The organism is Albimonas pacifica (genome assembly GCF_900113695.1).
Lineage (GTDB): Bacteria > Pseudomonadota > Alphaproteobacteria > Rhodobacterales > Rhodobacteraceae > Albimonas > Albimonas pacifica.
Genome location: NZ_FOQH01000006.1, coordinates 54,108 through 68,036 on the forward strand (window position 1 = coordinate 54,108; position 13,929 = coordinate 68,036).

A 13,929-nucleotide genomic window follows, 5' to 3' on the forward strand; every position below is an offset into this window, starting at 1 on the left:
TTTCGCCCCGCCCGTTTCGCCCTGCTCGTTTCGCCCCGCCCGTTTCGCGCCGCCCGCCCGTTCCTAACCGGCGGGCGGTTCGCGTTCCGTCCTTCGGCCGCGACCCGCGCCGCAGCCTTCGCCGCCCGCGGGTCGACGGGGAGGCGGGGATCGCCCCCGCCCGACCCGTCCCCGCCATCCGGGCCCCGCTCGGACCGGCGCCGTTCAGAACGGGGCGAACGAGACCCGGTCGCGCCCCTGGGACTTGCTGCGGTAGAGCGCGGCGTCGGCGAGGGCCATCAGCCGCGAGGCGCCGAAGTCGACCGCTCCCCCGGGCGCATGCGGGGCGGCGTCGGGGATGGCGGCGAGGGCGAGGCCCGCCGCGCCGACGCAGGCCCCGGCGAGGCGGGGCGCGGGCGGGCGCTGGAAGGCCGCCCGGGCCTCGGCCATGCCGGCGACGCAGGGCGGCGCCTCGGGGCAGGGGCGCAGGGCCGGGGGGGCGGCCGGGGGGGCGAGGACCGGCTCGCGCGCCGCGGCCCCCGCCTGGGCCACCGCCACGCCGATCGAGACGGTGACGGGCACCGGCGGACCCTCGGGCGCGGGGAAGGGCTCGGCCGCGACGGCGGCGCGCACCCGCTCGGCCACGCCGCGGGCCTCGGCGGCGTCGGCGCCGGGCAGGGCCACGCAGAACTCCTCCCCCCCGATCCGCGCCACGAGGTCGACGCCGCGCACGGCCGCGCGCAGGCGGGCCGCGAAGCCGCGCAGCACCGCGTCGCCGGCGGGATGGCCGTGGCGGTCGTTGATCTGCTTGAAGCGGTCGAGATCGAGCAGCATCAGCGACAGCGGCTGCCCGGCCGCGGCGCACTGGGCGATCATCGCGGCGAGGTGGGTTTCGGCGTAGCGGCGGTTGAAGAGGCCGGTCAGCGGGTCGGTCACCGCCATCTCCAGCCCCTGGCGCACCGCGTCGCGCAGCCGGTCCGAGCAGCGCTTGCGCCGAAGCTGGGTGCGCAGGCGGGCCCCGAGTTCGGCGAGGTCCGCGGGCGCCGCCACGCAGTCGCTGGCGCCGAGGTCGAGCGCGGTCGCCGCCGCCGCCGCGGGCAGGGCGGCGAGCACCCCGGCCTGGCGCGCCGCGGGGCGCGCGCGCAGGGCAGCGACCAGGCGCAGGGCGGCCTCGACCTCCTCCGCGCGGTCGGGGTCGGGCTCGATCAGCACCAGCTCGGGCGGGGCGGCGTCGACCATCTCCAGCGCCGTGCGGCCGTCGGCGGCGCGGCGCACCGTGAAGCCGAGCCCGGCGGCGAGCTGGGCCCCGCGTCGCCGCGCGGCCGCGTCGCCGCGCACCAGCAGCAGGTCGCCGGGGGCGGCGGCGATGTCGGGGCCGGCCGGATCCTCCCCCGGCGGGGCGAGGACCAGGCCCAGCGAGCGGGCCGTGCGTTCGCGCGCGCGCAGCTCGTCGACCATCGCCTTCACCCGCAGCAGGTTGCGCAGGCGCGCGAGCAGGGGGCCGTCGTCGACCGGCAGGGCGAGCACGTCGTCGGCCCCCGCCTCGAGCGCGGCGAGGCGGTCGCCGGGGGCGAGCCCGCTCCCCGCGATCAGCAACGGCACGTGCTGGAGGGCGGCGTCGCCCTTCAGCGCCCGGCACAGCGCGAGGCCGGGCAGGCCGCCGGCGCGGGCGTCGGCGATCACCAGGTCCGGTTCGTGCGCCAGCGCATGGGCGAGGGCGGCGCGCCCGTCGGCGCCGGCGCGCACCGCGAGGAAGGCGTCGGACAGACGCTCCGCCAGGCGGTGGGCCTGCACGGCGGGGCCGCCGGCGATCAGGATTCGACCGGGCATGGGAGCCTTTCACGACCGGGAACGGGACGGCGCCGATGCGCCATGACTTGCGCGTCCGGGGGCCGCGCGCGAGAAGTCTGGTTGAGAAGCGTTAACGGAACATTGCCGAGGCCCCGACGTCATGAAGATCCGCTGCCGGTTTCCGTCCCGCCCGACTCTCCGCGCGGCCGCCGCTCCGGCGGTCCCTCGATGACGCCCGAGGCGGCGGAGCGCGTGGCGATGGCCGCGCTGGGCTTCCTGGCCTCGCGGCCCGAGGAGCTGACGGTGTTCATGGCCGCCGCCGGCCTGAGCCCCGAGGACCTGCGCGCGCGGGCCGCGGAGCCGGAGTTCCTGGGCTTCGTGCTCGATTTCCTGCTGCAGGACGAGACGCTGCTGATCGACTTCTGCCAGGAGAACGGCCTGCCGTTCGACCGGCCGATGCGCGCGCGCGCGACGCTGCCCGGGGGCGAGGTCCCCAACTGGACCTGAGCGGGGGGCGGCCGGGACGGGACTCGGCCCCCCTTCGGGGCGCCGTCGCCCGCCCGGCCGCCCGCCTCCCGGCGGCGTGGCGCCATGGGGGCGCGTGAGGCGCGCGGCCGCGGCGCCTTCGCCCCGCGCGCCCGATCGGCGCGGGGGCGCTTGTCGACTCGGGGCGGGGGGCCGAGAATGGGGCCATGTCTCTTCCGCCCGGATTCATCGACGAGCTGCGCGACCGCGTCAGCCTGGCCTCGCTGGTCGGGCGGAAAGTGTCGTGGGAGCGGGGCAAGACCAACGCCGCCAAGGGCGACTACTGGGCCCCGTGCCCCTTCCACCAGGAGAAGACCGCCTCCTTCCACGTGAAGGATCGCGAGGGGTTCTATTACTGCTTCGGCTGCCAGGCGAAGGGCGACCACATCACCTTCCTGCGCGAGGCGGAGAACCTGGGCTTCATGGAGGCCGTCGAGGCGCTGGCCCAGATGGCGGGCATGCAGATGCCCGCCCGCGACCCGGCCGAGGCGAAGCGGGCGGAGGCCAAGCGCGGCCTCGCCGAGGTGATGGAGCAGTGCGTTCAGCATTTCCGCATGCAGCTTCGCACCGCGAAGGCCGAGCACGCGCGCGCCTACCTCAAGACCCGGGGCCTGGGCGAGGCGGAGCAGAAGCGCTTCGAGATCGGCTTCGCCCCCGACGAGCGCGGCGGGCTCATGGAGGCGATGGCCGCCAAGGGCGTCGACGCCGAGATGCTGGTGCGCGCGGGCATGCTGATCCGCCCCGAGGAGGGCGACCGGCGCGGCGCGCGCCCCTTCGACCGCTTCCGCGGCCGCATCATGTTCCCGATCCGCGACGCGCGCGGCCGCTGCATCAGCTTCGGCGGCCGGGCGCTGAGCCCGGAGGCGCGGGCGAAGTACCTCAACGGGCCGGAGACGGAGCTTTTCGACAAGGGCCGGAGCCTGTTCAACCACGGCCCCGCGCGGGAGGCCGCCGGCAAGGGCGCGGCGCTGATCGCGGCCGAGGGCTACATGGACGTGATCGCGCTGGTGGCCGCGGGCTTCGAGGGGGCGGTCGCGCCGCTGGGAACCGCGGTGACCGCCGACCAGCTGCAGATGCTGTGGAAGATCGCGGACGAGCCGGTGGTGGCGCTCGACGGCGACGCGGCCGGCCTGCGCGCGGCGCGCCGGCTCGCGGATCTCGCGCTGCCGCTGATCGGGCCGGGGCGCAGCCTGCGCTTCGCCCTGCTGCCGCCGGGCAAGGACCCCGACGACCTGATCCGCGCCGAGGGCGCGCCCGCCATGCAGTTGGTGATCGACGCGGCCCTGCCGCTGGTGGAGATGCTGTGGCGCGCGACGACCGAGGGGCGCGATCTCGACAGCCCCGAGCGGCGCGCGGCGCTCGACCGCGACCTGGGGCTGATGCTGCGTAGGATCGAGGACCGCAACCTGCGCCGCCACTACGCCGAGGCGATGCGCGAGCGGCGCGACGCGCTGTTCGGCCGGCCCGCGACGCCGCGGGCGGAGGCGGGGCCGGTTCCCGATTTCGCCCCCGATCTCGCCCCCGACTACGCCGCCGCCTTCGCCGAGGACCCCGGGCCGGACTACGGCGCCTATGCGCCCGATCCCGGCTACGACCTCCCCCCCGACGACGCGCCGCCCCAGAGCGGGCGCCAGGGCCGCGCGTTCCAGGGCGGCGGGCCGGCCTCGGCCGGGCAGGGCGGCCCGCGCCAGGGCGGCTTTCAGGGCGGCTTCCAGGGCCGCGGCGGCGGGCGGCGGTTCCCGCGCGGCGGGCGCGGCGGCGGCTTCGCGCAGGGCTTCGCGGAGGGCCCCTCGCCCGAGGCGCTGGCCAGCGCGCTGGCGGCCTCGGCCGAGGCGCAGTCCCGGATCCGCGAGAGCGTGATCCTGTGGGGCGTGCTCAACCACCCCGAGGCGGCCGAGCGCCACGAGGACGCGCTGCGCGAGATGCCCTTCACGGACCCCGTCCTAGCGCGGCTGCGCGACGCACTGCTCGACGCGCTGCCCGAGGCGCTGGAGACCGAGACCCCCCGCGCCGCGCTGTCGCGGGCGGCGGAGGCGAAGATGAACGGCGACCCGCGCGCGGCGCTCTCGGCCGGGCCGCTGGCGCTGACCCGGGCGCTGGGGCCGGAGGCGGCCTCGGAGCTGGCCGCCGCGGCGCTGACCGAGGCGATCCACCACCACGCGGGACATCTCTCCGCCAGGGAGGAGGGAAAGGCCGCGATCGCGGAGATTTCCCTCGACACGGTCGATGAAATCGCCCATCGCCTCGCCTATGTCTCCCGCGAACGGGAAGAAGCCCTGCGCCGGGGACTCGGCGGCGAGGGCGGCTCCGCGGAGGGAGACGATCAGCTCTCGCAGCGGCTGCGCGCGTTCATCGAACGCGAGCCGTGGCGAAAAGGGCCCAGGCGGCGAAACTAGCGCCGGGCATGGTGATTCGGGGGCCGAATCGCCTATATCGGAACTGAGCAGGACGGCGCGGGTGCGTCAGTAGGTGATTCGCCCGCGGGCTGGGGGCGACGCCCTGGAGGATTTGAATGGCTGCGAAAGACGTCGACGACTCCAAGGAAGAGGAACAGGCCGAAAGCGCGGGGCCGATGCTCGACATGAGCCAGGCCGCGGTGAAGAAAATGATCGCCGCCGCCAAGGCCAAGGGCTTCATTACGTACGAGGAGCTCAACCGCGTTCTTCCGCCTGAGCAGGTCAGTTCGGAACAGATCGAAGACGTGATGTCCCTTCTCTCGGAGATGGGCGTGAACGTCGTCGAGGAGGAGGAGGCCGAGGTCGAGGAGGCCAAGGAGGAATCCAAGGAGGTCGTCCCGACCCAGAGCACGAGCGAGAGCCTCGACCGCACCGACGACCCGGTGCGCATGTACCTGCGCGAGATGGGCTCGGTCGAGCTGCTCTCGCGCGAGGGCGAGATCGCGATCGCCAAGCGCATCGAGGCCGGCCGCGGCACGATGATCTCGGGCCTGTGCGAAAGCCCGCTGACCTTCCAGGCGATCACCATCTGGCGCGACGAGCTCGTCGAAGAGCGCATCATGCTGCGCGACGTGATCGACCTCGAGACCACCTTCGGCGCCTCGATGGACGAGGAAGCCGAGGACGTGGTCGCCGAGGCCGAGGGCGAGGACGCCGTCGCCGAGGTGCAGGCCGGCCCCGAGGCCGCCGCCCGCGCCGAGCCGCAGGAGGCCGCGAAATCGGTCTCCGACGGCGAGGAGGACGACGAGCCCGCCCCCCGCGTCGAGGCCGACGAGTCCGACGAGGAGGAGGAGCAGGCGAACCTGTCCCTCGCCGCGATGGAAGCGGCGCTGAAGCCCGACGTGCTCGCCAAGCTCGACCGCATCGCCGAGGACTACGTGCGCCTGCGCGAGATGCAGACCTCGCGCATCGGCGCCGCGCTGTCGGAGAGCAAGCACTTCTCCGCCCATGAGGAGCTGGAATACCAGCGCCTGCGCTCCGAGATCGTGATCCTCGTCAACGAGCTGCACTTCCACAACAACCGCATCGAGGCGCTGGTCGACCAGCTCTACGGCATCAACCGCCGCCTGATGACGCTGGAAGGCCAGCTGGTGAAGATGGCCGACCTCGCGCGGGTCGACCGCCGCGAGTTCATCCAGGAATACCGCGACAGCGAGCTCGATCCGATGTGGGTCGAGCGCGTGGGCAAGCTAAAGGGCAAGGGCTGGGCCGTGTTCGCCGAGAAATACGGCGAGCGCGTCGAGGAGGTCCGCGCCGAGATCGGCCAGATCGGCCACCACGTCGGCGTCGACATCCCGGAGTTCCGCCGCATCGTCCAGACCGTCCAGAAGGGCGAGAAGGAAGCGCGGCAGGCCAAGAAGGAGATGGTCGAGGCGAACCTGCGTCTCGTGATCTCCATCGCCAAGAAGTACACGAACCGCGGCCTGCAGTTCCTGGACCTGATCCAGGAGGGCAACATCGGCCTGATGAAGGCCGTGGACAAGTTCGAGTACCGGCGCGGCTACAAGTTCTCGACCTACGCCACCTGGTGGATCCGGCAGGCGATCACCCGCTCGATCGCCGACCAGGCGCGGACCATCCGCATCCCCGTGCACATGATAGAGACCATCAACAAGCTGGTCCGCACGGGTCGCCAGATGCTCCACGAGATCGGCCGCGAGCCGACGCCCGAGGAGCTGGCCGCGAAACTCCAGATGCCGCTGGAGAAGGTGCGCAAGGTGATGAAGATCGCCAAGGAGCCGATCTCCCTCGAAACGCCGATCGGCGACGAGGAGGATTCCCAGCTCGGCGATTTCATCGAGGACAAGAACGCGGTCCTGCCGCTCGACAGCGCGATCCAGGCGAACCTCAAGGACACCACCACCCGGGTCCTCGCCTCGCTCACCCCGCGCGAGGAGCGCGTGCTGCGCATGCGCTTCGGCATCGGCATGAACACCGACCACACCCTCGAGGAGGTCGGCCAGCAGTTCTCGGTGACCCGCGAGCGCATCCGCCAGATCGAGGCGAAGGCGCTGCGCAAGCTCAAGCATCCGTCGCGCTCGCGCCGGCTGCGCAGCTTCCTCGACAGCTGAACCTCGTCCCAGCGACGACGACCCGGGGCCGGCGGAACCTTCCGCCGGCCCCGTGCTTTTGCAGGGCGGAACGGATTCCAGGCCCGGCCTCGACGAGATTGTCGCTAGGTCAGATCGAATCAGGTAGCATCCTGCCGCAAGCGTATGCATCGCCCGCGGCGTCGGGCGCGTCGTCGGCCGTCGCGAGGGGAAATCGCGGGGGCGCTGTTCGGCCCCTGGGGGGACTTCATGAAACTCGCATCGATCGCCCTCGGCGCATCGCTGGCGCTTGGCGCGCAGCCGGCGATGGCGCTCGTCGTCGGCTACACGCTGGAGATCGGCACCAACACCAACCTGCCCGGCTTCACCCTGACGAACACGTCGGACACGGCGCAGATCACCGGCTTCCGGTTCACCGTCGGCCAGGCCGACGGCTACAACTTCGATTACGTCAGCAGCTTTTCCTACTCGCCGGTCGCCAGCCACCTGGCGACGATCGACGTGGGCGACACCGCCAACGGCGGCGCGCGTACCGACGAGTTCGTCCTCTCCTTCACCGGCTTCGATCCGCTGGAGGAGTTCTCGATGGTGGCCGACGTCGATCCGGATTCGTTCAACGACACGGTCAACTACAACACCGTGTTCTGGAACAACGCCGGCAGCGTGAACGCGACCATGGAGGTCACCTTCTCGACCGGCCAGGTGCTGAGCCAGACCGCGCCCGACCCCGTCTCGGTCACCCCCAGCTACACCTTCTCGCAGAGCTCCGCCGCCTCGGCGGTGCCGATCCCGGCCACGCTGCCGATGCTGGGCGCGGGCCTGGCGCTGGGCGGGCTGCTGCTGCGCCGCCGGCGCGGCTGAGGCCCCGCGCGAAGGCGCGCTCCGCAACCCATGGCGAAGGCGCGCTCCGCAACCCACGGCGAAGGCGCGCTCCGCAACCCGTGGCACGCGGGCTCGGAAACCCTGCGCCGTCGCTTCCGTCCGTGGGCGGGATGAACCCCGCCTGACCCGCCTGTCCGCTTCGCTTGACGCAACGTCGTTGCAGGCGCGAGGCTGTCCCCGGGGGGGAAGCGTCCGCGCCGGCGGGACGATGGGGAGAGGTCGGGGCGTCCGCGCCCGGAGCCTCCGCAGGCCGGCGCGCGACTTGGGGAAGCGTGCCGCGCCGAGCTCGTCCGCTCCGCGCGCAGGAGCGACATCATGGCCTTCATTCTTGCCACCGACGGCGGCGCCCAGATCGAACTGAGCGACGGCGACCGGCTCTATATTCCGCGCGACGTGACCGTCGCCGTGCCCAACCAGGCGTCCGTGGTCGGCGACGCCGGCGACGCCAACGGGCATGAGGTGACGATCGACGGCGCCCTGATCTCGGGCGGCGGCAACGCGATCATCCTGGGCGACGACGCCCTGGGCGAGGGCGACAACCGCCTGGTGATCGGGGAGACGGGCGTGGTGCGCTCGCTCAACGTTCCCGGCAACTCGTCGATCTACATGCTCGGCTCGAACTCGGTGCTGCAGAACGCGGGGGAGGTGACCGGAAACTGGGGCGCCTTCCTGCAGGACTGGGACGGCGGCTCGATCCTCAACACCGGCCTGCTGCAGGGGATGCAGCAGGAGGGGCTCTACCTGACCTCGGCCGTGGGGGTCGGGCTGATCAACACCGGCCTGATCCTGGGCGACGTGGACGCGCTGGGCGGCGTCGAGGTGGTCTTCGACCGCCTGTTCAACAGCGGCGAGATCATCGGCGGCGCCGGCGGGCACGGGATCGCGATCGCCGTCGCCCCCGCCGGCTCGCTGGTCGTCAACCGCGGCCTGATCGCCGGCGACGAAGCGGCGGTCCAGCTCGCCCAGCACGACGACGTGCTGCGCAACCGCGGCGACGTCGACGGCGACGTGCGCCTGGGCGACGGGGCGGACGTCTACGTCGGCGGCCGCCGCTCGGAAGTCGACGGGCGCATCCAGGGCGAGGGCGGCGACGACGTGCTGCGCGGCGGCGGGAACGACGACCTGGTCTTCGGCGGCGACGGCGCCGACGAGATCCACGGCCGCAAGGGCGACGACGAGCTGATCGGCAACGCCGACGCGGACGTCTTCGTCATCGCCCGCCGCAACGGCGACGACGAGATCCGCGACCTCGTCCACGGCGAGGACCACGTGGACCTGAGCGCCTTCGACCTGCGCTGGAAGCCGCTGAAGAACAAGCTGATGGAGGACACAGACGACGGCGTGCTGATCGACCTCGAGGGCCAGCGCGGCGGCACGGTGCTGCTGGAAGGGCTGGAGATCGCCGACATCTCGAGGGGCGATTTCATCCTCTGAGCGCCCCGGGGGCCCGGCCGCCCGGGAGGCGGGCGGGCCTCTTCATCTCGGGGACAGGCGTTGGATGTTATGAACGTTGCGTCAAGTTCGCCTTCCCGGCTTCGGAAAGGACGCGACATGCCATTCGCGCTGGGCCTTTTCACCGCGCTTGCGCTGGGCTGGGGCGGCGCCGTCGCGCAGACGACGGCGCCGAGCTGCCCCGACACGCACGTCCCCTGCGGGGGGGCGTGCTGCGCGAAGTGAGGACGCGTCATGCCCAAGACCTGGAGCGTCCGCCTCGCCCTGGTCGCGGTCCTGATCGGGATCGCCTATCTCTACCACGTGGCGACCAACATCTCGAAACCTGACATCTACGCCTATTTCGAGCTCGACCGCGGCGCCTCGGGCGCCTCCTTCGCCGTGGCGGGGGACCTGGTGGCGGTCTCGCCCGACGGGCTGCGGGTGGAGGCGATCTGCGGCCTCTCGGTGACGCAGGAGCTGCGCCGCCAGGCCCGGATCGACGCGATCTACGTCAACGACCTGGGCCGCGAGCTGCCGACCTTCACCAAGTTCTGGGCCTGGGCGAGCACCCTGGGCGTGGCGGAGGCCGAGGCCTCGCCCCCCGACCAGATCGCCTTCCGCGGCGCCTACGAGGAGCTGTCCTCGGCCTCGGCCATCGCCGCCTTCGTCACCCAGGACTGCACCTGCGAGATGGCCCGCCGCATCAGCCGGCGGGAGAAGATCTGCACCACGCTCGCCACCCTCTCCGAGCGTCATGCGGGCGAGGCGGACGAGCGGGTGATCGCGCTCCGCTTCGCGCGGGCGGCGAACTTCGTGCCGAAGACCAGCTTCGAGGCCTGCGGCCTCGAATACACCGCCGCCGCCGAGGCCGCGGCGAGCGCCACCTGCGAGGAGCAGGACCGACTGCCCTGGGACGTGACCCTGCGCCGCCTGCTGCGGGTGATCGAGGAGCGGCCCAGCGACCGGGTGACAGCCGCCGTCATGGACTGAGCGGGCCGCGCCGGATTCGGGTTGACCCTGCGCGCCGGCCGGGGCGGGATGCGGCCATGACCGAGCCTGCCCGACCGCGGCTGACCAACGCCGACGCCCGCCGCCTGTTCCTGCACCGCCATGCCCTCTCCGACCCCGGGCCGGAGGTTCCCGGCAAGGCCGGGCTGATGGAGTTGATCCGCCGCCTGGGCTTCGTGCAGGTGGACTCGATCGCCACCGTCGAGCGCGCCCACCACATGATCCTCGCGGCGCGCAGACGCTCCTACCGTCCCCGGCACCTCGCGCCCCTGCTGGAGCGCGACCGGGCGCTGTTCGAGCACTGGACCCACGACGCCTCGCTGATCCCGTCCGAGTTCTTCCCCCACTGGCGCCCCCGCTTCGCCCGGGATCGCGAGCGGCTGGCGGCCGCGTATCGCAACTGGCAGGGCGACTTCGCCCACCGCTTCGACGACGTGCTGGAGCACATCCGCCGCCACGGCCCCGCCCAGGCCCGCGACATGGAGGGCGCGGACGAGGCGCGCACCGGCGAGATGTGGTCCTGGACCCCCTCCAAGACCGCGGTGGAATACCTGTGGCGCTCGGGCGAGCTTGCGGTCTGCTCGCGCTCCGGCTTCCAGAAGCGCTTCGACCTGGCCGAGCGGGTGATCCCGGCCGAGCATTTCGACCGCCACCCCGACCGCGAGGAGACGATCGACTGGGCCTGCCGCGGCGCGCTCGACCGGCTGGGCTTCGCGACCTCGGGCGAGATCGCGGCCTTCTGGGAGACGGTGGCGCCCGCCGAGGCGCGGGACTGGTGCGTGGCCCGCCTCGCCGCCGGCGAGATCGAGGAGGTGGAGATCGAGACCGCCTCCGGCTCGCCGCGCCGGGCCTTCGCCTGGCCTGGGATCGACGAGGCCGCGGCCGCCGCCCCGCCGCCGCCGGGGCGGCTGCGGGCGCTGTCGCCCTTCGACCCGGCGCTGCGCGACCGCAAGCGGGCGGAGCGGCTGTTCGGCTTCCACTACCGCATCGAGATCTACGTCCCCGCCCCGCGGCGGCGCTGGGGCTACTATGTGTTCCCGCTGCTGGAGGGGGACCGGCTGGTGGGACGCATCGACATGAAGCGGCGCGAAGGGCGGCTCGAGGTCTCGGCCCTGTGGCCCGAGGCGGGCGTCGCCTTCGGCAAGGGCCGCATGGCGCGGCTGGAGGCGGAGCTGTCCCGCATGGCCCGCTTCGCCGGCTGCGAGGAGGCGGTCTTCCTCGACGGCTGGCTGCGCCCGGCCGGCCACCCGCCGGAGCCCGCTGCGGAAACCGTCTCCGGTTGATCCCGGTCAAGGTCGCCCCCGCGCGGAGGGGCTAGACGGATCCCGGGCCGGCCCTCGCCGGAAGAGGAGCCGCGGCCCGTGCGCAAGGGAGACCCGCCATGATCCACGTCCCGCATTTCAAGAGCGTGCTCGAAACGCGCCTCGCGGAGCTGGAGGCGCGGCTGCGCCGGATCGAGACCGACCTCGACGCGACCCCTGTCGCCGACTTCGAGGATCGCGCGACCGAGCGCGGCAACGACGAGGTGCTGGAGGAGCTGGGGGCCGCCGGGCTGAACGAGATCCGCCAGATCCGCGCCGCCCTCGACCGGGTCGCCCAGGGGACCTTCGGCGCCTGCGTGGACTGCGGCGAGGCGATCGACGAGAAGCGCCTGGCGCTGGTGCCCCACGCCGCGCTCTGCACCGCCTGCGCCGCCAGGACCTGAGCGGCGCGGCGGCGCGCCGCCGTCGGATGTTCTTGTAATGTTCGCGCCCTCGCGCCATCCTGTCCCCAGGAGGCGCGAGTCCCATGGAAGACCTTTTCGAACCGTTCGAGCTCCCCCCCGACCCCGGCGGCTACGGCTTCGCCGAGCGCGCGCCCGTGGACGCCGCCCGCAGGCGCGGGCGGGGCGCGGGCACCAACCGCGTGGGCCGCTACGAGCGCGAGACCCGCGCCCCCGCCGACGACGGCTGGGAGCGGGAGGAGGACGAGGCCCCCCTGCGCACCGAGGTGCTGCTGGACCATTCCCGCAGCGTGATCGCGCGCAACACCTCTCCGGACCTGCCCTTCGACCGCTCGGTGAACCCCTACCGGGGCTGCGAGCACGGCTGCGTCTACTGCTTCGCGCGGCCGACGCACGCCTGGCTGGGCATGTCCCCGGGGCTCGACTTCGAGACCCGGATTCTGGTCAAGCCCGACGCGCCCGAGCGTCTGGCCCAGGAGCTGCGGGCGACGGGCTATGCCTGCCGGCCGATGGCGATGGGCACCAACACCGACCCCTACCAGCCGCTGGAGCGGGACCGCAGGGTGACCCGCAGGATCCTCGAGGTGCTGCGCGCGCACCGCCACCCGGTCTCGATCGTGACCAAGGGGGCGGGGGTGACTCGGGACCTCGACATCCTGGGCGAGATGGGGCGGCAGGGGCTGGCGCGGGTGTATCTGTCGGTGACCACGCTCGACCATCGCCTGAGCCGCACGCTGGAGCCGCGGGCCGCCAGCCCCCAGGCCCGCCTGCGCGCCATCGCGGCGCTGGCCCGGGCGGGGGTGCCGACGGGGGTGATGGTGGCGCCGGTGATCCCGGCGCTGACCGACCACGAGCTGGAGCGGATCCTGGAGGCCTGCGCGCAGTCCGGCGCGCGCTCGGCCGGCTACATCGTGCTGCGGCTGCCGCGCGAGGTGCGCGACCTGTTCGTGGAGTGGCTGGAGGAGCATCGCCCCGACGCGGCCCAGCGGGTGATGGGCCGGGTGCGCGAGATCCACGGCGGGCGCGACTACGACGCGGCCTTCGGGCGGCGGCTGTCGGGGCAGGGGGTCTGGGCCGACCTGCTGCGGCGGCGATTCCGCGGGGCGGCGAAACGCTACGGCCTGGATCGCGAGCTGCCGGCGCTGCGCTGCGACCTGTTCCGGCGGCCGGAGCGGCGGGGGGATCAGCTCGCGCTCGACCTCTGAGGGCGGAGCGCCGCCGCGCGCCCCGCCGGCAGGGGGCTCCCGCCCGCCCACCCCCGCCCCCCTCCCGACGGGGCGCGCGGCGGCTTTGTCGCCGGGGTCGCGGGGTGACCTTCGGCTCCGGCTTGGGCATTCTCCGCCTCCCCAGAGGCGCGGAGGACCCATGGCCAAGATCTCCCTTCCCCATATGCGCGAGCCGAAGATCGTCGCCGACGGCGCCTTCGAGACGGCGGCGCGGGAGCGGCTGGGCGCGGGCGCCCTGGTCTGCGGGGTCGACGAGGCGGGCCGCGGACCCTGGGCGGGCCCGGTCTACGCCGGCGCCGCGATCCTCGACCCGGCGGCCGTGCCGGAGGGGCTGGCGGATTCCAAGGCCCTGAGCGCCCGGCGGCGCGAAGCGCTGGCCGCGGCGCTGCTGGAGGGCGCGACCTGCGGGGTGGGGGCGGCCTCGGTGGCGGAGATCGACGAGCTGGGGCTGGGACCGGCGGCGGATCTGGCGATGGTGCGGGCGATCGCGGCGCTGGGGGTGGAACCGGCCTGGGTGATCGTCGACGGGCGCCGCCTGCCGCGGGGGCTCAGGCAGCCCGGGGAGTGGCTGGTGAAGGGCGACGCCAGGAGCTTCAGCGTCGCCGCCGCCTCGATCCTGGCCAAGGTCGCGCGGGACGCGGAGATGGACCGCCTGGCGCTGGAGCACCCGGGTTACGGATGGGAAAGCAACCGCGGATATGGGACCGCGGCCCATGCCGATGCCCTCAAGCGCTTGGGGGTCACCCCACATCATCGGCGTTCCTTCAAACCCATACACAACATCTTGCTTGAAGAGTCTCGCGCAACGCGCTGATTCGAAAGGATATTGACCCCGATTCGTGTTTCCCGCATAC

12 protein-coding genes are annotated in these 13,929 nt (G+C 73.4%); 11 read left to right on the top strand and 1 reads right to left on the bottom strand.

The window, feature by feature from the left end; genetic code table 11:
- Nucleotides 1–204: 204 nt before the first annotated feature.
- The gene (locus BM064_RS14100) at nt 205–1,809 is read right to left on the bottom strand and encodes a diguanylate cyclase (protein WP_092860439.1); all 1,605 of its coding nucleotides are present in this window, start codon (nt 1,807–1,809) and stop codon (nt 205–207) included.
- A 189-nt stretch (nt 1,810–1,998) separates the two neighbouring features.
- Between BM064_RS14100 and BM064_RS14105 the strand changes: the two genes are divergently transcribed.
- From BM064_RS14105 to BM064_RS14150, 11 genes are all read left to right on the top strand, one after another.
- On the top strand, nt 1,999–2,277 hold the full coding sequence (locus BM064_RS14105) for a DUF3572 domain-containing protein (protein ID WP_092860440.1): 279 nt from the start codon (nt 1,999–2,001) through the stop codon (nt 2,275–2,277).
- Nucleotides 2,278–2,462: 185 nt separating this feature from the next.
- Nucleotides 2,463–4,691, top strand: a complete 2,229-nt coding sequence (gene dnaG, locus BM064_RS27790) for a DNA primase (protein ID WP_218161044.1) — start codon at nt 2,463–2,465, stop codon at nt 4,689–4,691.
- A 116-nt stretch (nt 4,692–4,807) separates the two neighbouring features.
- Nucleotides 4,808–6,823, top strand: a complete 2,016-nt coding sequence (rpoD, locus tag BM064_RS14115) for an RNA polymerase sigma factor RpoD (protein WP_092860441.1) — start codon at nt 4,808–4,810, stop codon at nt 6,821–6,823.
- A gap of 228 nt (nt 6,824–7,051) precedes the next feature.
- Nucleotides 7,052–7,663, top strand: coding sequence for a PEP-CTERM sorting domain-containing protein (locus tag BM064_RS14120; protein ID WP_177236261.1), 612 nt, complete (start codon nt 7,052–7,054; stop codon nt 7,661–7,663).
- A 336-nt stretch (nt 7,664–7,999) separates the two neighbouring features.
- The gene (locus BM064_RS14125; RefSeq protein ID WP_092860443.1) at nt 8,000–9,118 is read left to right on the top strand and encodes a calcium-binding protein; all 1,119 of its coding nucleotides are present in this window, start codon (nt 8,000–8,002) and stop codon (nt 9,116–9,118) included.
- A 117-nt stretch (nt 9,119–9,235) separates the two neighbouring features.
- Nucleotides 9,236–9,361, top strand: coding sequence for a hypothetical protein (locus tag BM064_RS28360; protein ID WP_281244865.1), 126 nt, complete (start codon nt 9,236–9,238; stop codon nt 9,359–9,361).
- 9 nt (nt 9,362–9,370) lie between these two features.
- Nucleotides 9,371–10,108, top strand: a complete 738-nt coding sequence (locus BM064_RS14130; protein WP_092860444.1) for a hypothetical protein — start codon at nt 9,371–9,373, stop codon at nt 10,106–10,108.
- Nucleotides 10,109–10,164: 56 nt separating this feature from the next.
- Nucleotides 10,165–11,409, top strand: coding sequence for a winged helix-turn-helix domain-containing protein (locus tag BM064_RS14135; RefSeq protein WP_092860445.1), 1,245 nt, complete (start codon nt 10,165–10,167; stop codon nt 11,407–11,409).
- A 98-nt stretch (nt 11,410–11,507) separates the two neighbouring features.
- Entirely contained in the window at nt 11,508–11,831 is a 324-nt protein-coding gene (locus BM064_RS14140) for a TraR/DksA family transcriptional regulator (RefSeq protein WP_092860446.1), read from the top strand.
- Nucleotides 11,832–11,914: 83 nt separating this feature from the next.
- Complete coding sequence (locus BM064_RS14145) at nt 11,915–13,054, top strand: PA0069 family radical SAM protein (RefSeq protein WP_092860447.1); 1,140 nt, start codon at nt 11,915–11,917, stop codon at nt 13,052–13,054.
- A gap of 160 nt (nt 13,055–13,214) precedes the next feature.
- Nucleotides 13,215–13,889, top strand: coding sequence for a ribonuclease HII (locus BM064_RS14150; RefSeq protein ID WP_245779166.1), 675 nt, complete (start codon nt 13,215–13,217; stop codon nt 13,887–13,889).
- Nucleotides 13,890–13,929: the final 40 nt, after the last annotated feature.

What these genes read in the sequence shown, in the direction of transcription:
- BM064_RS14130 (WP_092860444.1), top strand. Translation starts at nt 9,371, where the DNA reads ATGCCCAAGACCTGGAGCGTCCGCCTCGCCCTGGTCGCGGTCCTGATC.
- dnaG (WP_218161044.1), top strand. Translation starts at nt 2,463, where the DNA reads ATGTCTCTTCCGCCCGGATTCATCGACGAGCTGCGCGACCGCGTCAGC.
- rpoD (WP_092860441.1), top strand. Translation starts at nt 4,808, where the DNA reads ATGGCTGCGAAAGACGTCGACGACTCCAAGGAAGAGGAACAGGCCGAA.
- BM064_RS14125 (WP_092860443.1), top strand. Translation starts at nt 8,000, where the DNA reads ATGGCCTTCATTCTTGCCACCGACGGCGGCGCCCAGATCGAACTGAGC.
- BM064_RS14145 (WP_092860447.1), top strand. Translation starts at nt 11,915, where the DNA reads ATGGAAGACCTTTTCGAACCGTTCGAGCTCCCCCCCGACCCCGGCGGC.
- BM064_RS28360 (WP_281244865.1), top strand. Translation starts at nt 9,236, where the DNA reads ATGCCATTCGCGCTGGGCCTTTTCACCGCGCTTGCGCTGGGCTGGGGC.
- BM064_RS14105 (WP_092860440.1), top strand. Translation starts at nt 1,999, where the DNA reads ATGACGCCCGAGGCGGCGGAGCGCGTGGCGATGGCCGCGCTGGGCTTC.
- BM064_RS14100 (WP_092860439.1), bottom strand. Translation starts at nt 1,809, where the DNA reads ATGCCCGGTCGAATCCTGATCGCCGGCGGCCCCGCCGTGCAGGCCCAC.
- BM064_RS14140 (WP_092860446.1), top strand. Translation starts at nt 11,508, where the DNA reads ATGATCCACGTCCCGCATTTCAAGAGCGTGCTCGAAACGCGCCTCGCG.
- BM064_RS14120 (WP_177236261.1), top strand. Translation starts at nt 7,052, where the DNA reads ATGAAACTCGCATCGATCGCCCTCGGCGCATCGCTGGCGCTTGGCGCG.
- BM064_RS14135 (WP_092860445.1), top strand. Translation starts at nt 10,165, where the DNA reads ATGACCGAGCCTGCCCGACCGCGGCTGACCAACGCCGACGCCCGCCGC.
- BM064_RS14150 (WP_245779166.1), top strand. Translation starts at nt 13,215, where the DNA reads ATGGCCAAGATCTCCCTTCCCCATATGCGCGAGCCGAAGATCGTCGCC.